Below are 17,852 nucleotides of genomic sequence, written 5' to 3'. Positions count from 1 at the left end.
CCTCACCAGTAGGTCGGGGACAGCTCGACCGACAGCACCGCGGTGCTGTCCCCACCGAGCGGGCGGAAGTGGAACGTGCGGGTGCTCCGGGGCGGGACGGGCGCCCAGTCGCGCAGCGTCATCGACGTCATCCGGTCGGACCCGTCGAGGACCACCAGCGGCAGGTCGGGGCGGATCGTCAGCGTCGACCCCGCCGCCACCGGGCCCACGAACTGCAGCCGCGCCCCGGTCTCGACCGTCACGATCTCGAACCCCGCGGGCAGGACCGGCCCGGCCACCCGGAACACAGGCCACGCGTCCGCGGACCCGTCGTTCGTGATGGCCGCGTGCCCGGTGTCGTCGCCCGGATCCCCGAACGTCAGCACCCCGGTCTCCGTGCCTGCGCCATCGGTGAACAGCGGGAACCGCAGCCCCGACCGGTCCCGCGCGAACGGAGTCGAGACGTCCACCGGGTCGCCGTACCGCCACGGGTCCGGGCACACCCACTCAGCAGCCCAGTCGAAGAACCCCGCACCCCAGTACGTCGCCGCGGGCGACCACCGCAGCAGCCGCGCCGGCGCCGTCAGGGTCCTGCCCGCATGCGTCACACGCAGGTCCGCGAGCGGCGACCCCACCGGTGTCGACGGCAGCACGAACGTCTCCGCCAACTCCGCGAGGACCTCATCGCGGGCCTCCGGCGACGACGCCCGACCCTGCACCATCACCCGGCGCGCACCAGCGAGGACCGGCCCGTCGAACGCCCCGTGCCGCATGTCCCGCTCGGACGTCGTGTCCCGCCCCGAGAACCCCTCCCAGCCCGTCAGCCCCCCGGGCTGGATCCACACCTCCCGGCCCGGCGCACGGGAGCCGTGCAGGGCCAGGGCCCCCCACTCCACGACGGTGCTGCTGAGCATCAGGCTCCTCCCGGCTGCGTCGCGAGAAGCCACGGCAGGTCATCGACCAGGGTCCGCGCGCCTTCGGTCGTCATGCCGCCCTGCACGGTGATCTGCACCGGCGGTCCCGCCCACGCCGCGGGTGCCGGCTGCCCGGTGCGGGGCGTGATCGACCCCGCCGCGTTGAACTGCGTCCCGACCGGCACAACGACCCGACCCAGACGCGCCGCGGTCTCGTCGAGCAGCGCGAGCGACCGCGCCGTGTACTCGATCGGGATGTACGCCTCGTCGCCGCGCGGCCGGTCACCGACGACCCGCCACGTGTTCGCCGGCACCATCTGCGCGACCGGCGCCATCGGCGTCAGCTTCTGCCGCACGCCACCCGCCCGGTAGAACTCCAGCACGTCACCCTGAGCCTCGAACTTCGTGCCGGCCGCCGTCACGTACACCGGGTTGCCGGACGTGGACACCTCGAGCGAGAGCCGGATGACCTTGCCCTGGTTCCGCGCGATGAGCTCGTCGACGTTGCGCTGCGCCTCCTCGGCGTTGGCCTTGATGTCCGTCTCGACCTTGCCCGGAATCGCCCCGTACGCCTCCGCCAGAGCCTCCGCCTCCCCGCGACTGAGGCCCATCTGCTCAAGCTGCCGGATCAGCGCCTCGCGGCCCTCCTCGTACCGGGCCGTGAGCTCGTCCTGTCCCTCACCGGCTGCCTGACCCGCCTCGGTCTGGGCGTCCAGTGCGTCGACGGCTGCGCGGATCTGCTCCTCGAGGAGGCGCCCGGACTCCGTGGTCGTGAGGTTCGTGCGGTCGAAGCCGCTGAGGAACTCGGTGGACCCCTCTGCGGCGTACCCGACGTCCGCCACCGCCGAAGCGAGCTCGCGCGTCGCGTCGTTGAGGTAGCCCATGTCGACCTGGGGGTCGAACATCTCGTTGAACCGGTCGCGCGCGTCCTCGATGCCGGGGATCAGCGCCGCACGGAGGTTGTCGGCCGCCTGGTCGGTGGTGTCGTCGAAGTCCCGCATGCCGTCGGCCAGCGACTGCAGTCCGTCGACCTCGTCGTCCAGGTTCACGAACGGCAGTCCGTTGAGCCCGTCGAGGACACCGGCGAGCCCGTCGACGGTGCTCGCAAGCGGCCCGGCGACGAACCGCCCGAACGCCTCGGTCGCGGACGCTGCACCGTTGACCGCGGCGACGCCGAAGTCGAGGGCACCGTTCACGAGCTCGGAGAAGAACTCCAGCAGCGGACCCCGGTTCTCGCTGACCCACTCGGCCGCATCCGCCAGCGGCTCCGAGAACGCACCCGCGAGGGCACCCTTGACGGCGTCCATCGCGACCTCGATGTTCCGCTGCGCCTCCTCGAGCTTCGTCGCATCGTTGTCCGCGAGCGTGTCGAACATCCGCTGCGCGGCCCCGGTGACGCCGTCGAGCTGGTCGACCGCGGTCGTGAGGTCCATCGCGAACAGCGCGGCACCGAGGTCCTCCGCCTGGGTGCCGAACAGCCCGACCGCGGCCGCGTTGCGGGCTACCGGGTCTTCCATCTCGCGCAGTCCGGTGAGGACCTGGTCGAGCCCTTCGCGGGCCCCGGCCCCACCGGCGGCGATCTTGGCGGTCATGTCCTCGGCGTCGAGACCGAGGGTCCTGAACGCCGCGGCGGACGTCTCGCTGCCGTCCGTCGCGCGGATCTGGAACTCCTTGAGCGCGTCCGCCGCGAGGTCGCTGTTGCGCGCGCCGGCCTCGAGCCCCTGGTTGATCAGGCCGAGCGCCTCGGGGCCCGAAAGCCCGAGCCGCGCGAACAGCGCGGGGTACTCGGTGAACGTGTCGAGCAGGTCCTCGCTGATGTTGACGCCTTCGCGGGCTCCGGTCGCCAGCAGGTCGAAGGCCTCGTCGGCGGACTTCGCCAGGCCGGTCCGCAGCAGCTGCGTGACTGCGGTTGCGACCGGCTTCACGTCCTCACCGAGGACGTCGGCGATCCCGGCCAGGCCCTTGATCACGGACTCGGACTGCCGGACGGTCGCGCCTTCGTCGAGGATCCCGGACTGGATCGCGACCCGCGCGGTGTCCATGTTCGCCTCGATCGACTCGCCGAACGCGTCGGCGTAGGCCTCACCGGACGCCATCGCGAACCGGCGCGCGTCCTCCTCGGTGATCCCCGTGAGCGCCTGGAGGCGGTCCCGACGAACCTCGACCTGCAGGCCGTCGTTGATGCCGTCGAGGACGGCCTTGCCGATCGCGACACCAGCGAGGACGACCGCGCCGGCGATCGGCAGCGTCTTGAGGGCGTCGGTGATCCCGTCGCCCAGGCCCTTGCCTGCGGCCTCGCCGCCCTCGGCGCCAGCCTCCCCGGCGTCGTCGGCGAGGCCACCGATCGCCGCTTCGGCGGGCGAGGTGTCGGCGTCGATGACCATCGACTCCCGGGCAGACACCAGGGCGTCACGGCGGCGAGTGATCTGCTTCAGCGCGGACTCGGCCCGCTTGATGTCGGCCGTGACCTCCATCGTCGACTCGACCGACCGCAGGTAGTCGAGGCGCTCCTGCACCTTCGTCAGGCCCGTCTCGGCGCGCTCGATGTTCGCGTCGACCGTGGCGATCGTCTTCGCCGAGACGATCTTCTTCGCCTCGGACTCGACACGGTCCATCGCCGCGAGAGCGCCCTTGGCGTCGCCGTCGACGGTCTGCTTGACCGGGCTCTTCTCGATCTTCTTCGCGCGGTTCTCGACGTTCTTCGCCGCGTCGTCGACCGGCTTCGTGTTCGCCGTGAAGAGGACCTCCAGGGAGGTCACGACCTGGGTGCTCACGCGGCGCTCACCTCCCGGGGCGGGGCCACGCGGGCGCCCTTCCTCTTGTTGCAGGACAGGCACGCCAGCACGGCGTTCTCCATGCAGTGACGACCGCCCAGAGAGACCGGGATGACGTGGTCGAGCGTTGGGTAGGTGGGCCCGCACACCCATCGCAGGGCGCCGTCGCGGGCAGCGACGCGACGGCCGTCGCTCTCGTTGCAGAGCACGCCGCAGTACGAGCAGCACATCCCGTCGCGAGCAGCGACCGTTCGCCAGCTGACGCCGACCTCGACCGATCCCGCGCCACGCCGGCGGGCGCGGTACCGCGCGGAGGCCTCGTTGACCTTCTCCGGGTTCGCCTCGCGGTACCGGCGCCGCCGGTTCCGGAACGTCTCCGGGTCTGCCTCGCGGCGAGCCCGCTCCTGCGCGAGCAGGCGTTCCCTGTTCGCCTCGTAGTACGTCCTGGCGTACTCGGCGAGCTCCGGCTTGAGCGCCACTCTGCGTGCCTTCTGCCGTTCGAGGATGCTCTCGCGGTTCGCCTCGTAGGCCTCTCGCACGTTCCGAGCCGCCCGCTCGGGGTTCTGCGCCCGGTACCGGCGCATGGCCTCCCTGCGCGCAGCGCGATGGCACCCTCGGCAGCGAGCGCCCTCCCGCTCCTCCTCGGGCGTCTCGCGTCCGCAGGTGGAGCAGAGGAAGGTGCTCGTCACGCGATCACCCCTCCCGGATGGTGAGCTCCCGCCGCAGCCGGGACTCGGGCATGTCGAGCAGGGCGAAGATCATGGTCCGGACCCCGGGCCACGGTCGGGCGAGCACGGTCGGGTCGTACAGGTCGACCCCGAAGTACTGCGCGAGGTCGGCGACGACGACCCGCCAGTGGGTGACGATCGCCAGCAGGGACCCATCGACCTCGGGCGGCTTCACCACGGTGGCGGTGGGGGCGGGGCGCATGGCTTCGGGCACGGGCCGGTAGTCCGGGTACCAGCCGTCCGCGTCGGGTTCACCGATGCCGTAGGGCGCCCAGTCCTCGGCGGTGACTAGCCTTTTGGGGCTGGCTCACTGGACCCCTCGGCCGTCGCGGTCGGCTCCCACAGCGCCCGTGCCAGGGCGTCCGCGTAGGCCTTGCCGCGCGCCCAGTAGAAGACGGCGTAGTAGGCCATGCGGTCGACGACGACCTGCGGTGTGCCGGCCGCGGCGAGCTGGTCGTACACGGGGCCGAGCGCGGGGTGCTCGTCGGGGCCGATGTCGTCGAGTACGGCCTGCACCTCGGGCGGGATCTCGCCCTTGACCAGGCCGAGGTTGACCTCGGCGCGGACGGCGGCGGCGAGGATCTGCCGCATCGACCTGACGCTCGGGGGCGGCACCGTGTAGGTGTTCCCTCCGAGCGTCAGGTCGAGCCCGTCGACCGCCGCCCACTCGCCGAAGTCGACAGCGGGCATCGGGTCAGACCGTCCGCGTGTACGCGACGGCGTTCGAGGTGCCGCCGGGGGTCGTCACGGTGACGTTCACCGACCCGGCGGTCCCGGTCGGCAGGGACGCGATGATCGTCGCGCCGTTCGCCACCACGAAGTCCGCGGCCGGGGTGGCGCCGAAGGCGACGGCAGTCGCACCGAGGAAGCCGGTGCCGGTGAGGGTCACCAGGTCTCCCGCACCCTCGCCATCGGGGGTGATGGACGCCAGGACCGGCTCGGTGACGTCCCACCCGGCGAACGGGTTCGTGATCGACGCGAACGGGCCCTGACCGGTGAGGGTCACGGCGAACACCTCGATGTCGGCGTTGCCGGTGTTCTGCCGCGTCATGTCGACCCGGCAGAACGCCTGGCCGGCGTCGTTCGGGTTCGGGGTGCCGACCTCGGGCTTGTGGTACCAGCGGATGTCGACGACCGCGCCGTCGACGGTGGCCTTCGCGGCGGCGAGCAGCGCCTCCACCTCGGGGAGGTACAGGCCCGTGGTGAGCGACCGGTTGCCCTGCACGGTGAACGACGTCGCGAACGACCGCGCCGTGACCGCCTCGTTGACCGCACCGAGGTCGTCGTAGGTGGCCCGGTCGCCCGTGGTGGCCGGGTAGGTCGGGGCCCACGCGCTCATGCGGCGGATCGGCTGGTACGAGGGCGACCCCTCGGTGCCGAGGTTGATGTCCAGCCCGTACTCGAAGGACTTGCCGAGCGTGGTGCCGGCGGGAAGGGGAACGACGCTCATGACTGCTCCTCGGTGGTGTCGGCGTCAGGGGTGGTGTCCAACGGCACCGAGTCGGGGCCGTAGGCGGTCGCCGGGAGGTCCGGCAGGGTGGCCGGGTCGGTGGCCGGGTCGTGCACCCGCTCGACGAGCAGGGGAACGGTGGGGACGGCGACCTCGACGGAGCCGCCCGCATGGCGAGCGGCTTCGCGGAGAAGCGCCTCGGATCGGGCTCTGGCGACGCGCGAGTTCGGGATGTAGACCTCGCCCTTCGGGGCGGGCATCCCGGCCTCGCGGTAGCGGTCAGCGGTCGACTTCACGTGCCCACCTCCGGGTTGTCCAGGAAGAGCCGGTAGTTCTCCGACCGCTCCTCGCGGCCGTTCGTGTCCGCGCCCAACGGGCCGAACGTGCCGCGCTGGATCCACGAGATCCCGCGGACCCGCGACCGGCCCTGCAGGAGGGCGAACGCGAACCCCGCGATCCGATCGGCGTCGTCCAGGTCGTCGCGCGCGCCGCGGATCCGCAGCTGCACGTCCCGCACTGGCTGGTACACCAGGGGGTCGTCGGTGCCGCCGTAGACCCGCACGCCGATCGCGCGGTCGGGGGTATCGGGGATGTCGCCGTAGAAGACGCCGACCATCCCGGCAGGCGTCCCGGGCGCCGTCGACCAGTGCCAGCCGGGGACCTCGCCGAGCATCTCGCACAGCGCGATCGTCAGGGCTGCGTCGTCCATCAGCGGAGCCTCGCGATGACGCCGGAGGTGATGTCGGCCTCGACGCCCACCTCGTCGACCGCGTGCTCGAGGTACTTCGCCTCGCCGTCGTCGTGCCGGTAGTCCAGGCGCTCGTGCTGGAGCCAGGCGGCCGGGTCGCGGAAGACCACCCGGACGGTCACGTCGTCGACGAGCACCCGGCCCGAGCGGCGCAGGTCGCCCTTCTTCTTCGGTGCCTTCTGCTTCGCGAGCTTCAGGACGTCCTTCGCGGTGTCCTGCAGGGCGTCGCGGGCGGCCTTCTCGATCTCGGTGAGCTTCGCGTTGTTCTGCTTGACCACGGGGCCGGGCCTCCTACTCCAGTCGCAGCAGCAGGTGCGCGTCCAGTGGCGGGTCGTTCGGGCTCACGGCCGCGCTGAGGACCCGCGCCTCGCGCTCGTAGGGCTGCCCGGGCCACACGGTGACCAGCGACCCGAGCGGGACGTGCTCGGGGAGGGCGAGAGTGACCCGGGTGGACGAGACGACCTCGCGGCCGTCGGCGTCCCTCACGATCGTCTGCTCGTCGATGACCTCGGCCGAGACGGTGCGAGGCGGACCGTAGGTCGAGCCCATGCCCCCAGCTGCCGCCCGGTCGCGGATGCTGACGCTGTGCGGGTACCAGAACGCACCCCAGGTCACGGGTACTCCTCCGGCGGCCAGATGCGGCACGCCACCGTCGAGGCCGGGAAGTGCCCGATCGGACTGCCCGCGGTCGCCGCACTCGTCGAGCACAGCGCCCGCAGCGAGGACCGGTCGTCCGCGGAGAACGCCGACTGGAAGTCCGCCCACGTCACGCTCGTGCCGTTGCGGGACTGCGACCGCACCCGGCCCGTCCCGGGCGCCGGGAGCTCCGCCGCGACGCCCTTCAGGATCGCGATCGCGTCCAGCCGGAGCTCGTCAACCAGCGAGTCGAGGCAGGGGGCGATGGAGCGCGCCGCGGCAATCAGGCGCCGCGACACGTCCTCGTCCAGGCCGGGAAGGTCGGTCGGTCCGATCATCTCCACCGCCCCCTGTCGACTACTTGGACTTCTCGATCAGGCCCACCGCGAGGGCGTGCTTGATCGACTCGTCCGTGAAGACCCCGTCCGGGACGACCGCCCCGCGGTACAGGTACCGCTCGGCCTTGTCCTTGGTGCGGAGCACGACCGCGGCGCCGGTGACCACGTGGCCCTTCGACGTCGCGCTCGCCCGGGTCCTCGGCTCGGACTTGCCGGCCTTGGCCTCCTCGGCCGCCTTGGCCTCCGCCTTGGCCTTCTCCTCGGCGAGGCGCTGCTCCTCCGCGGCCTTGGCCTCGGCGGCGGCCTCCTCGTCCGCGGCCTTCTGCGCCGCGGCCTGCTCGGCCGCCATCAGAGGCCCGTCCCCGTGAGCTGGACGCCGGCCAGCGGCTCGGTGACCACCGGCACGGTGACGCGGCGACCGCGGATGGTCCACGAGTCGTCCTTGTCGTTGCGGATCGTCTTGGACTCGACGTTGAACGTGCCCTCGCCCGCACCGGCGTAGCCGGGGCCGCCGAGGTTCTCGTCGGCCATGCCGCCGAGCTGCTCGCGGTCGACGAGCAGCGGGTTGCTGCCCGTGTAGTGCGGCGACACCGCCCACGTCAGGCCCAGGGCGTCGACCGGCAGGTTGCCGGCCAGCGCCGGGTTGCCGACCTCGCGCGGCAGCGCCTTGTCGTCGATCAGCATCCCGACGACCTTGGCGTACTGCGCCGGCTTCATCACGACCGTCGACAGGTCCAGGCCGAGGCCCAGGTCGGCGCGCGTCTGCTGGATCGACAGGAGCGCCTCGACGGCCTTGCCCGCGGTCGTCCAGGTGGACGGCGACGCGAACGTCGACGACACGCGGGACGCGATGACGGCCATCGCCACCGAGTCGACGTTCCGCACGATCGTGTTCCCCAGGCGGGTCAGGCCGCGGTTGACGTAGGAGATGCCCTGCCGGGCGATCTTCTCGTCCGCGATGACCGAGTCCAGGCCCCACTTGACCGTGCGGGCCGAAACGACCTCGCCGGTCTCGAGGACGACCTTCGGGTACCCGCCGAGCGGCGAGATCGCCTCCGGGTCCTCCGACGCGAACGCCTCCTCGCCGGTCTCGTAGAAGATCCCGCCACCGGCCGCGTTGAAGCGCCCCGAGAGCAGGAAGTCCGCGATGAACCGCATCCGCGTCAGGTCGTGCAGACGCTTCGCGATGACGTTCGGGTTCGAGAGGAGCAGGTGCAGCTCCTCCGTGGTGAGCGTCCCCTCGGGGTGCTTCACCGGGTACGTGTACGACGCCATGTCGCTACCCCTCTCAGAGGAAGAGGACGTCGATGACGTCCTGGTCGGCGGCAGCGGCGGTGAGCGCGATGCCGATCGGGTTCGAGCCGCTGCCGATGGTGGCGACCTCGCCGTCGGTGGCGGAGATCACGCGGGCGCCGACGGCGATCGCGCCGGACGCGACGAGACGGTGCACGCCGCCGGAGCGCGGGAACACCGTCACGCGCTCGCCGGTGGCGGCGTCCTGCGCGGCCACGCCGAGCACCTTCGCGGAGTCGGCGCCCGACGGGACGATCGCGTTCGCCGTCGAGACCTCGACGAGGCGCCCGCCGACGACGGCCGTCGCGCCGACCGTGAACGGGATCCCGATGCCGGTCTCGTGCTTGGGCAGGTAGTCGGCCATGGTCAGGCCCCCTCGACGGTCGTGGTCCAGCCGGCCTTCGCGGCGAGCCGGTCCTCGGTGGACTGGGTGTCGTCCGCGTGGCCGAGCTCAGCCACGGGCACGGTGTTCTTCGGCATGGACTCGAGCAGCGCCTTCGTGCCGTCCTCGTCCTTGTCGAGCTGGGCCCGCCACGCGTCGCGCGACGCCGGGGCGATCCGCCCGTCGCTGAGCGCGGCCGCGACGATCCCGTCACGGCGCTGGGCGTCGAGCGTCTCGGCCGCCTTGCGGCCAGCGGCGGCGTCGGCCACGAGCTGCTCGTGGATGGCCTTGTCGACGACGACCGCGCCGTCGGGCAGGGTGGAGACGGCCGCGGCCGCCGGGGGGTTGGTCTGCTCCGCGAGGGCCTCGTCGAGCGCCGCGAGCAGCGTCTCGTCCGTGGCGTCGGCATCGGTCACGCCGAGCCGCTCGCGAAGGCCAGCCTTGAAGTCGCCGCTCATGGCGGACTCCTTCCGGTTGGGTTCACCCGGCTCGGACGAGACCGGGGGCTTGGGGGCGCGGCTGTACGCCGCGATCTGGGTGAGGAAGGCGGAGTCGTCGACGTCGTCGTCGAGCGGGACCACGACGATCTCCGGCTCGTCCTCGCCGACGGTCTCGGCGTCGCCCGCGTCCGGCACGACGGCCACGCGGTCGGCCAGACCGAGGTCGACCGCCTCGGCTGCGGTGAGCCACGTCTCCTCGGCGAGCAGCGCAGCCCAGTCCTTCGCGCCGGCCTTGCCGGTGTAGATCTCGGTGATCGCCGCCTCGAAGCTGTCGAGCGTGTCGGCCGCCTTGCGCATCTCGGCCGCGTTGCCCCACACGATCGTGGATGGCGAGTGGATCATCATCTGCGTCCCGGGCGACATCACCGCCTCGTCGCACCCGGCCGTGATGACCGACGCGGCGGACGCGGCCAGGCCGTCGACGACAGCGGTCACGCTCGCCTTGTGAGCTCGCAGCATGTTCAGGATCGCGACGGCCTCGGTGACCTCGCCGCCGGGGGAGTTGACCCGCAGGATGATCTGCGTGACCGAGTCGGACAGGGCGTCGAGCACCTGCCCGACATCCTGCGTGGAGATGCCCCAGTACCCTCCGTATGAGTCGATCGGCCCGTACATGCGGATCGTCGCGACCGTGCCCTCCCCCGACGGCGCCGGGGTGGTGATCGCGTCGAAGAACTCCGCCTTCGACTTCGGGAGGGGCTTGTTCCCCCAGAAGCGGTTCGCCCGCTTGGTGTCGGTCATGCTGCCTCCTCAGCTCCGGCGGCGGCACGCGCCACGGCGTCGTCCTTCGGCGGCAGCTTGTAGCGCTGCCGCAGGTACTCCTCGAGCGCCCGGTCGGTGCGAAGAGCCCCGCAGTCCACGAGTGCCTTGACGGCCTCGGCCGTGATGGGCTGCTCCTCGCCGATCGTCGCCGGCACGAGCCGCGGCGCCGGCTCTGCGGGTCCGAAGTTCACGTCGACGAGGTCCTCGACGACGTGCGCCTGGCAGGTGTTCGCGATGTGCAGCGCCACGGCGTTGAGGGAGCCGACGAAGAACTCCGCGAACGTCGACCCGAGCGCCCAGGACCCGGTCTCGGAGCCGAGGTTCAGGAAGTGCGCGAGCACGGCACGCGCGATCTGCTCGTCGTGGTACCGGATCGGCTTGTCGGTGTCCGCGCGGTTCCCCGTGACGCCCATCAGCGAGAACTCGGCCTTCGCGGGGATCGACGCACCCGCGTCCTGGCCGGCGCGCGTCGCCTTCGCCAGTGCCAGGCCGTCCGTCTTCTGCGCCTCGACCCACGCCAGCGCCTCAGCCTCGGACAGCCCGTCCGGCACCGGGGCGCCCTTGTACACCGGGATGCCCAGGCTGTTGCGCTCGACCCCGACCGCCTGCGCGCGCAGCGTCCGGTCCTTGAGCAGCCAGTTCTTGTAGGCCGTGCGCAGCAGCGACGTCCCGACCCAGTTCGCGCCCTCGCGCTCGTTGACGTACACCACGAGCCGGTCCACCGGGATCCGCACCGGGCGGCCTGCGGTACCCCACTGCTCCACCGCGACGAGGCCGCCGTCGGCTGCCACGTCCCACTTCGAGATCGTCCGCGGCGGCCGCCACGCGAGCTTCCGCAGCCGCACCATCCCGTCGTCGTCGACCCGGTACACCTGCTCGAACACCGAGTGCCCGAACACGAGCTCCAGCAGCGCGAGGCGCAGGTGCTCGTCGAAGTCGAAGCGGTCGCGCGTCCGCGTCGGCGCCGGCGACGTCCGTCCCTTCACCGGCAGCCCGAACGAATCGGCCACGAGGTCCACGACCTCGTCGCGGCAGCCAGTCGGATCGAACATCCACGTCGTGCGGCGGATCGGGAACGTCACCGCCCGCAGCACCGACCCGACCTGCGCGTCCTCGCGGCGCATCTTGTCGAACACGCCGACCGACTTCGGCCACACCAGGGCCGGGTTCGTCTCACCGGTGTCGTCGGCCAGGGCAGTCCACCCCGGGAGGCCCTCGCGCTGGTAGCCGATCTCAGCCATGCGGACCCCCTCTCAGGACGCGGCGATGAGCGCGTTCAGCCGCTCATCTGCACGGGCAGGGTCGAAGGGGCGCCGCTGGGATCGGGCGTGGGCGTACTCGCGGGAGCACACGAGGCAGGAGCGGCCACCCTTCGCGGCCTGAGCGGGCTTCAGGTTGGGGGCCTCGAGCGGGTGTCCATGCTTGCAGCGGCGCTTCCGGGAGTTGTGGTTCGTGCCGTGCCGCCGCTGATCGTCCATGTTCGACTCGTGCGTGTCCCAGCGGAGGTTCGACAGGCGGTTGTTGCCGGGGTCGCCGTCTCCGTGGCACGCCTCCATGCCGTCAGGGCGAGGCCCGACGAACGACTCCAGGACCAACCGGTGCACGAGGCGGGACTCGGCACGGTTGTGGACGCTCAGGCTGACGATCAGACTGCCGCGCCGCTCGGAGACCGTGGGCTTGAGAAGCCTGCCGCCGGCGACCATCACGCCGCGACCGTTCTGGACCTCGCGGGGCATCGACCTGACCCGGCCGAGGTCGCTCACCTCGTAGAGGCCCTCGTATCCCAGGACGGGCAGCCAGCGTTCGGACACCGTCCACCTCCAGGTCAAAAGCTCGCCGTGAGGAGGCTCTCCTCGGTGGGGCCGTTCGACCCGCCCTCCAGCACCGCGGCACGCGGCGTCGGAGGAGCGGGCTTCTTCGGCTCGGGCTTGAGGTTCTCCAGCGCGTACAGCGCCCACGTCATCGCGCACACGCCGGCGACGTCCACGGGCTTGGACGCCTCCCGCGACCACAAGCGGTTCTCGGCGTACTTCGTCGCCAGGCCGCCCTCGATCGCGAGGTCGACGTCAGGCTGCTCGGTCAGGACCAGCGTCTTGTCGCGCACCACGTGGTCGTGCATCTGGCCCGTCGCGATCGCGCACGTCGGCCGGTCCATCTGGTGCACCGTCAGCAGCGGCTTCCCGTCGTCGCCAGTGAGCGCCTCGAGCAGCGGGATCAACTCGACCGACGGGCAGCCCTGCGCCTGCACCGCGACCTCACGCTGCCCCGACGCCTCCGCCAGCTCCTGCAGGTACTCGACGGCCCACACGATGCCCGCGCGCTTCGTGCGCACGGTGACGAACGAGCGTCCGTCCTCGGTCTTCACCGCGGCCGCGACCCACGTCGTCGACCGGTCCGCCGAGGTGTCCACCGACCAGACCGTGCGTGCACCCTTCGGGATCCGCAGATCGGCCGGCGACACCTGCCTGGCCTTCCAGTCGGTCGGCTCGATGTACGGCTCGACGTTCTGCGTCACCCACTGGCACAGAACCTCGATGCGCTCGACGCTCTTGTTCTTCGCCTCGGCCGCCGTCTGCATCAGCCCGTCGAGCGTCATGCCCGGCAGGTACCCCGCGGACGGGTTCGCCTGAGCGAACGCCTCCCGGTCATCCAGCGACGCGTCCGGCTTCGCCGACCACTCCGCCACGAACCACTGCGCACCCGGCTTCTCGACCGACTCATGCGCGATCTGCCGGACGTCCTTGAGGACCACCGACCGGTACGTGCCCGCGTTCGAGAACGCCAGCAGCAGCGAGTCGAACATCGCCGTCGCCGACTTCTCGATCGCCGACCAACCCTCGTAGTCGTACTGCTGCCGCAGCTCGTCGAGGATCAACCGCGCCGACGAGTACCCGCGGGCACCGTCGAACGTCCGCGGCCGGTACACCGCACCCTCGTGCGTGACGAGCTCGGTCTCACCGTTGACCATCCGCGGCATCCGCGTCGCGGACTGCAGCAGCGGCACCCGGTCGTAGGCGATCCCGATCTTCGGGTCGTCCGGCCCGCCCCACTGGCGGACCTGCGACCACGGCTTCATCGCGATGTCGAGCTTCTGCGCCGCACCCACGATCACGAAGTCCCGCGGGTTCACCTGCAGCGGCCACCGCACCGAGTCCACGTACAGGAAGAACGCCGCCAGGATCGCGGCGACCAGCGTCTTGCCGTTCTGCCTGGCGACGATCACCAGCGCCTTGCGGAATCGCAGCGTCCCGAACGCGTCGAGCTCGAGCAGGTGGATCAGGAGCCAGCGCTCCCAGGGGATCAGGTGCACCTTGAGCACGTTCTCCGCGAACGCGATCGCCTCGAACCCCCGCGACGTCGCCGGAATCAGCGCACAGCCACACCCACACGGCCCCGGCTCACCCTCCGCCAGCGGCCGAGTGAAGATCCGCGGCGTCGTGAACCCGTGCGTGATGACCGACACGCGGCGATCACCCCACCTCCGGGACCACGCTCAGGCCCCTACGCATCTCGGTCAACGCCTGCTGGGACGGCGACGCACTCGACGCCGGCCCAGGCTTGGCCTTCTCGGCCGCCGGCGGCACCAGCTGCAGCGCGTCGAGGTACTTGAGGTACGTCGGCAGCGACGTGTTGTCGTTCGCCGGCACCTTCGGGCGTGACCCCGTGTCCGCTGCGTCCTCCATCGCCCACTGAACGATCACGTCCCAGACGTCGATCCGGTGAGCAAGGGCGCGGGCCGCTGCGATGGCGGCGGCGTCCCGATCGGTCAGGTGAGTCGCTGCGGCGAGTGCCCGCTCAAGGCCCTCCGAGAGCGACTCGCGCTCGAACTCAGCCACCCAACCTCACCGCCTCTCGCGCGCGCGACCCCCGGGACGGCAACCCCGGGGAGAGAGGACGGCTCCCCCCGGCGGTCGGCCCCCCCGAGAGTCCGGGCTGGATTTTATGCGGGGGTCCGTAGAGGCTCGCGCGTCGTGAACCGCCGACGGTTGTTCTCGCTGTACGTCACGAGGTCGAGATGCGCGGGGTTGACGCATCTGCGGTTGAGGCAGAGGTGATCGATGACCATGCGGCCGGCGATCGGGCCTCGGAAGTGCTCCCACATCGCGCGGTGTGCGGTGACGTTCCGCCCTCGGCGGTTGATCTGCCCGTACCCGCCCCACGTGAGCGTGCCTTGCCAGACCCAGCATCCGGTCGTCGGGTCGATGGCGTAGCGCGACAGGAGTCGCTGTTCGAACGGGCGATTGTCTCTGGCGCGCCGGTCAGCGTTGCCCATCGCGAGCCCCCGATCCGGCGGTCACCACCACGCCTCGATCTCCTCACCGAGCCCGGACGACGGTGCCCGGTTCCCGCGGTTCTGGTTGCACAGCATGTGGCTGTGTCGCCAGTTCGTGGTGTCGTGCTGCAGGTCGGGGTGCGTGGACACGGGGTGGTAGTGGTCGAGGTTGTGGCTGTCGGGCGTGGTGTTGGGCTCGACGTCGTAGGCGATGCGCTGCTTGCAGAGCCAGCAGTTCGCGAGGTGCCGAGTCTCGGGGTCGGCGTCGAGTCGCTTGCCCTCGGCGAAGAACTCGGCCCGCGCGGCCTTCATCGCTCGCGTGTCGGAGCGCGCCTTGGCGTGCGTGCGTGAGGGAGCCATCGTTCACCTACCTCGGGGGCTCACCGCCGGGCATGGCCGTCCCGGAGTAACTTGGCCGGGGACTAGATCGGCTGGCGGTTGTCGTCGACTTCGGCGAGCGTGCCGTCCTGGTAGCGACGCCACCGCACGTTCTGCAGGTCGCGGAAGTAGACGACGCTCCCGGGTTCCGCGGCGTCGGGACGGAGCTCGGTGGTTTCTAGCCGCGCGATCTCCCCCGGCGGGAGGACGGACGTGTCGGCGAACGCGTCTCGTGTCTCGCCTAGGAACGCCTCAACGTGGACGTCGAAGATCGGCGCTGTCGAGTGGTTCGAAACGAGCACCTGCCATGCCCCGATTGCGCGACCGCCGCCGGTGACCATCGAGGCCTTGAACCTGGGGTACGCGATCACGAGCATGGCCTGCGCCCGTCGAGCTTCGTCTCTAGAGCGCGCCTCGGAGGCTTCGCGCTGCTTTCGCTCGGCGTCGCGCTCGGCGAGGGCTGCGGCCTCCCGGCTCTCGGCCTTCTCGGTTGCCTTGTGCTCGCGCTGAATGCCAGCGACGGCGATGAACACGGCCGCGGTAGTCGCGATTGCGCCGGCGATCTCCCACGTGTCGTGCCACCGAGCGGTGTACGCGTGGAGCCAGTTCGTCGCGTTGAGCAGCCAGTCCATGCGGCGAGGCTACTGGCGGGTGGTTCCTCGTCGTGCAGGACTCCTCCAGCGCGTGCGCGTGTGGCGTGATCTGGGTGCGCTGCGACGGCGAGGTGATCGTAGGTGCGCTCTGTGGTCGGGTCGCGACCGGCTGATGCCGCGCGTGGTGATCGACCGCGATGGCGTTCAGGCCCCCGCAGCGGCGTCAGTCTTGCGTGCCTCAGCCGCAGCCTTGCGAGCCACTCGGGTCGCCTGTCGCGCGTTGACCTGGGCAGGAAGCTGGTAGACCTCAGCCAGGACCACGGACATGAAGTCGAGTACGTCCTCCGCATCTTCCGCGGTGGTCGGCTCGACAAAGTCGCCGTGTGCCATCTCGTTGCCGAGGTGCCGGATCTCGTGCGCGCTGGCCTGGATCAGCGCGCGGATATGGCCGGCGTCTGCAAGGGCATCGATCTTGTCGGCCAGCTGACCCTTTGCGATGCCCTTGTCCTTCGCGACGGCCTCCACGACGGACCGCGCGAGCAGGATTGCGGCGCGATAGGAGCGGATGGAGTAGCACGCGTAGGCCTCGGAGGCAGCGTCGGCGATCCACTCGGGCACGTCGTCGAACCTCCGTCCGAGAACATGCTCGGGCAGCCATTGCAGCATCGCGTCGGGGATGTCCATACGGGCGCGTGCGTGGTGGGCGAGATTCACGCTGCCGTGGCCGTAGGACGACATGCCGATACTCACGAACCCGCACTGGTCGCACTGGAAGACGCCGAACCAGGCGTAGTTCCGCTGGGGAGATCGCGAGGACGTCCGTTCCGTCACTGGATCGAGCAGCAGCGTCTGGTGAGCGTCCGTCGCACAGTTCCAGCAGACCCGGGATGCCATGCCCGCACCTTATCGAGTCGCTAGTTGTCTGAGCGATAAACGCGAAGGCCCGGCGCTCGCGGTGGGTGACCGGTGCGTCGGGCCTTGGAGACACGTCACCCGTATTTCCGGTGACAGGAAGGACAGTAGCACCCGGCGTGCCGCGCCCGCCAAGCGCGACACGCCGGGAGGCCGGGCTATCCGGCGTTGCGGTCGAGTCGGGCGGCGATGTCACCGAGGCGGTAGAGGTTCTCGCCGCGGACGTCTCGGCCGCGCTCGGGCAGCTCGCGCTCGGCGCCGAGCTCGGCGCGCTCGCGGTCGCGCTTGATCCAGACGTTGAGCGTGTTCCGCTTGAGGTCGGGGAGGATGCGGCGGGCGTCGTCGAGGGTGATGAGCGCGTCGGGGTTCGTCTCCGGCAGGGCGTGGTAGGTCGTGCGGAGTGCCCGGGCGAAGTGCGCGGCGGTGGGCCATGTGATCCGGCATCCGGTGCAGGTGTGGGCGTCGTCCAGGCCTGCGTCGGTCCACCGCTGCAGGACGGTGCCGCCGCACTCGGGGCACGGGACCTCGTTGCGGACGGGGGCCTTGGATGCGCCGGTGATGTAGCGCAGGCGCCCGATGAGGTCGCGGACGTCGCCGCGGTACTCGGTCCACGTCTGGGCGTGCTGGGCGGCCCAGGTGGTGTTCGCGAGGAGGTAGTCGACGGTGTCGGCGAGGGCGGTCGTGGTGGGTCCGTCTTGGTGCTGCTCGTCGCGCCAGGCCTCCTCCCAGAACGTCAGGACGGCGCGCACGGACGGCGGGTCCTTGCGCTCGGCTTCGAGGAGGGCGGGGTCGATCGTGGTCTCCCCGCGGCCGAGGCGGGTCTTGTCGACGTTCCCGCCGGCGGCCATGACCATGGCGGCTCCGCCGATGATCGCGGCGTCGGTCGCGTGGCGGGGTTCGCCGGCGCCGAAGCGCATGTCGTACCGGACAGCGTGCAGGCCGGCGGCGGCGGCGATGACGTCGGGCAGGAGCGCGTAGAGGTCGCGGATCTCGCGGAGGTCGTTGCGGGAGCGGGAGACGCAGTGCTCGCAGACCCGACCGGTGGTGTCGAGCGTGCGGTCGCAGGTGGCGCACTGGGTGGTGGTGGCGGGGCACTGGGTGCACGCCCACGTGCGCGAGGTGTCCTCGGGGCCGGTGGTCTCGGTCCACTCGTGCTGGTGGTCGGTGGTGCTGGTCATGCGGTGCTGCCTCT

The 17,852-nt window shown here is 71.2% G+C and carries 24 protein-coding genes; all 24 read right to left on the bottom strand.

All coding sequences use genetic code 11. The features are described 5' to 3' along the window. Positions 1–2: 2 nt before the first annotated feature. The 24 genes from P9841_RS06920 to P9841_RS06810 all read right to left on the bottom strand — a co-directional run bounded on the left by P9841_RS06920 (position 3) and on the right by P9841_RS06810 (position 17,838). Positions 3–893: a phage tail family protein gene (locus P9841_RS06920; protein ID WP_283321312.1), complete on the bottom strand. Its 891-nt coding sequence runs from the start codon at positions 891–893 to the stop codon at positions 3–5. Next, positions 893–3,667 (bottom strand): phage tail tape measure protein, encoded by a 2,775-nt coding sequence (locus P9841_RS06915; protein ID WP_283321311.1) that lies wholly within the window; start codon positions 3,665–3,667, stop codon positions 893–895. Before P9841_RS06915 ends, P9841_RS06920 begins: the two co-directional genes overlap by 1 nt. Continuing rightward, positions 3,664–4,251: an HNH endonuclease gene (locus P9841_RS06910; RefSeq protein WP_283321310.1), complete on the bottom strand. Its 588-nt coding sequence runs from the start codon at positions 4,249–4,251 to the stop codon at positions 3,664–3,666. Before P9841_RS06910 ends, P9841_RS06915 begins: the two co-directional genes overlap by 4 nt. A 109-nt stretch (positions 4,252–4,360) precedes the next feature. Beyond that, positions 4,361–4,609: a hypothetical protein gene (locus tag P9841_RS06905; RefSeq protein ID WP_283321309.1), complete on the bottom strand. Its 249-nt coding sequence runs from the start codon at positions 4,607–4,609 to the stop codon at positions 4,361–4,363. A gap of 74 nt (positions 4,610–4,683) precedes the next feature. Beyond that, complete coding sequence (locus P9841_RS06900; protein WP_283321307.1) at positions 4,684–5,085, bottom strand: DUF7426 family protein; 402 nt, start codon at positions 5,083–5,085, stop codon at positions 4,684–4,686. A 4-nt stretch (positions 5,086–5,089) separates the two neighbouring features. Further along, on the bottom strand, positions 5,090–5,845 hold the full coding sequence (locus P9841_RS06895) for a phage tail tube protein (protein WP_283321306.1): 756 nt from the start codon (positions 5,843–5,845) through the stop codon (positions 5,090–5,092). After that, the gene (locus P9841_RS06890) at positions 5,842–6,141 is read right to left on the bottom strand and encodes a hypothetical protein (protein WP_283321305.1); all 300 of its coding nucleotides are present in this window, start codon (positions 6,139–6,141) and stop codon (positions 5,842–5,844) included. The genes P9841_RS06895 and P9841_RS06890 overlap by 4 nt, the downstream gene beginning before the upstream one ends. Further along, complete coding sequence (locus P9841_RS06885; RefSeq protein WP_283321304.1) at positions 6,138–6,554, bottom strand: minor capsid protein; 417 nt, start codon at positions 6,552–6,554, stop codon at positions 6,138–6,140. Before P9841_RS06885 ends, P9841_RS06890 begins: the two co-directional genes overlap by 4 nt. Beyond that, positions 6,554–6,871, bottom strand: a complete 318-nt coding sequence (locus P9841_RS06880) for an HK97 gp10 family phage protein (protein WP_283321303.1) — start codon at positions 6,869–6,871, stop codon at positions 6,554–6,556. The genes P9841_RS06885 and P9841_RS06880 overlap by 1 nt, the downstream gene beginning before the upstream one ends. A 13-nt stretch (positions 6,872–6,884) precedes the next feature. Continuing rightward, positions 6,885–7,208: a hypothetical protein gene (locus P9841_RS06875; protein WP_283321302.1), complete on the bottom strand. Its 324-nt coding sequence runs from the start codon at positions 7,206–7,208 to the stop codon at positions 6,885–6,887. Further along, on the bottom strand, positions 7,205–7,567 hold the full coding sequence (locus P9841_RS06870; protein ID WP_283321301.1) for a hypothetical protein: 363 nt from the start codon (positions 7,565–7,567) through the stop codon (positions 7,205–7,207). Before P9841_RS06870 ends, P9841_RS06875 begins: the two co-directional genes overlap by 4 nt. A gap of 19 nt (positions 7,568–7,586) precedes the next feature. After that, complete coding sequence (locus P9841_RS06865) at positions 7,587–7,916, bottom strand: hypothetical protein (RefSeq protein ID WP_283321300.1); 330 nt, start codon at positions 7,914–7,916, stop codon at positions 7,587–7,589. After that, positions 7,916–8,842, bottom strand: a complete 927-nt coding sequence (locus tag P9841_RS06860; protein ID WP_283321299.1) for a phage major capsid protein — start codon at positions 8,840–8,842, stop codon at positions 7,916–7,918. Before P9841_RS06860 ends, P9841_RS06865 begins: the two co-directional genes overlap by 1 nt. A 13-nt stretch (positions 8,843–8,855) precedes the next feature. Further along, positions 8,856–9,224, bottom strand: a complete 369-nt coding sequence (locus tag P9841_RS06855; RefSeq protein ID WP_283321297.1) for a DUF2190 family protein — start codon at positions 9,222–9,224, stop codon at positions 8,856–8,858. A gap of 2 nt (positions 9,225–9,226) precedes the next feature. Further along, positions 9,227–10,483, bottom strand: coding sequence for a head maturation protease, ClpP-related (locus P9841_RS06850; protein WP_283321296.1), 1,257 nt, complete (start codon positions 10,481–10,483; stop codon positions 9,227–9,229). Further along, the gene (locus tag P9841_RS06845) at positions 10,480–11,745 is read right to left on the bottom strand and encodes a phage portal protein family protein (RefSeq protein ID WP_283321295.1); all 1,266 of its coding nucleotides are present in this window, start codon (positions 11,743–11,745) and stop codon (positions 10,480–10,482) included. The genes P9841_RS06850 and P9841_RS06845 overlap by 4 nt, the downstream gene beginning before the upstream one ends. Positions 11,746–11,757: 12 nt before the next feature. Continuing rightward, complete coding sequence (locus P9841_RS06840) at positions 11,758–12,315, bottom strand: NUMOD4 motif-containing HNH endonuclease (protein WP_283321294.1); 558 nt, start codon at positions 12,313–12,315, stop codon at positions 11,758–11,760. A 14-nt stretch (positions 12,316–12,329) separates the two neighbouring features. Further along, positions 12,330–13,814, bottom strand: a complete 1,485-nt coding sequence (locus tag P9841_RS06835; protein WP_283321292.1) for a terminase large subunit domain-containing protein — start codon at positions 13,812–13,814, stop codon at positions 12,330–12,332. Between the two features lie 160 nt (positions 13,815–13,974). Further along, positions 13,975–14,340: a terminase small subunit gene (locus tag P9841_RS06830; RefSeq protein ID WP_283321291.1), complete on the bottom strand. Its 366-nt coding sequence runs from the start codon at positions 14,338–14,340 to the stop codon at positions 13,975–13,977. 104 nt (positions 14,341–14,444) lie between these two features. After that, positions 14,445–14,606, bottom strand: a complete 162-nt coding sequence (locus P9841_RS19080) for an HNH endonuclease signature motif containing protein (RefSeq protein ID WP_502848868.1) — start codon at positions 14,604–14,606, stop codon at positions 14,445–14,447. A 192-nt stretch (positions 14,607–14,798) separates the two neighbouring features. After that, positions 14,799–15,137 carry a hypothetical protein gene (locus P9841_RS06825; RefSeq protein ID WP_283321289.1) on the bottom strand — a complete coding sequence of 113 codons (339 nt, stop codon included), beginning with the start codon at positions 15,135–15,137 and terminating at the stop codon, positions 14,799–14,801. A 62-nt stretch (positions 15,138–15,199) separates the two neighbouring features. Beyond that, a complete protein-coding gene (locus P9841_RS06820) occupies positions 15,200–15,787 on the bottom strand; it encodes an SDR family oxidoreductase (RefSeq protein ID WP_283321288.1) in 588 nt (195 codons plus the stop codon). Positions 15,788–15,952: 165 nt separating this feature from the next. Then, positions 15,953–16,642, bottom strand: coding sequence for a DUF4145 domain-containing protein (locus P9841_RS06815; protein WP_283321287.1), 690 nt, complete (start codon positions 16,640–16,642; stop codon positions 15,953–15,955). A 176-nt stretch (positions 16,643–16,818) separates the two neighbouring features. Continuing rightward, on the bottom strand, positions 16,819–17,838 hold the full coding sequence (locus P9841_RS06810) for a hypothetical protein (protein ID WP_283321286.1): 1,020 nt from the start codon (positions 17,836–17,838) through the stop codon (positions 16,819–16,821). Between the last annotated feature and the right edge of the window lie 14 nt (positions 17,839–17,852).

Source organism: Cellulomonas sp. ES6 (assembly GCF_030053835.1).
GTDB lineage: Bacteria > Actinomycetota > Actinomycetes > Actinomycetales > Cellulomonadaceae > Cellulomonas.
Note: the sequence above shows the minus strand (reverse complement) of the source record. Positions and strands in the feature narration are given on the sequence as shown.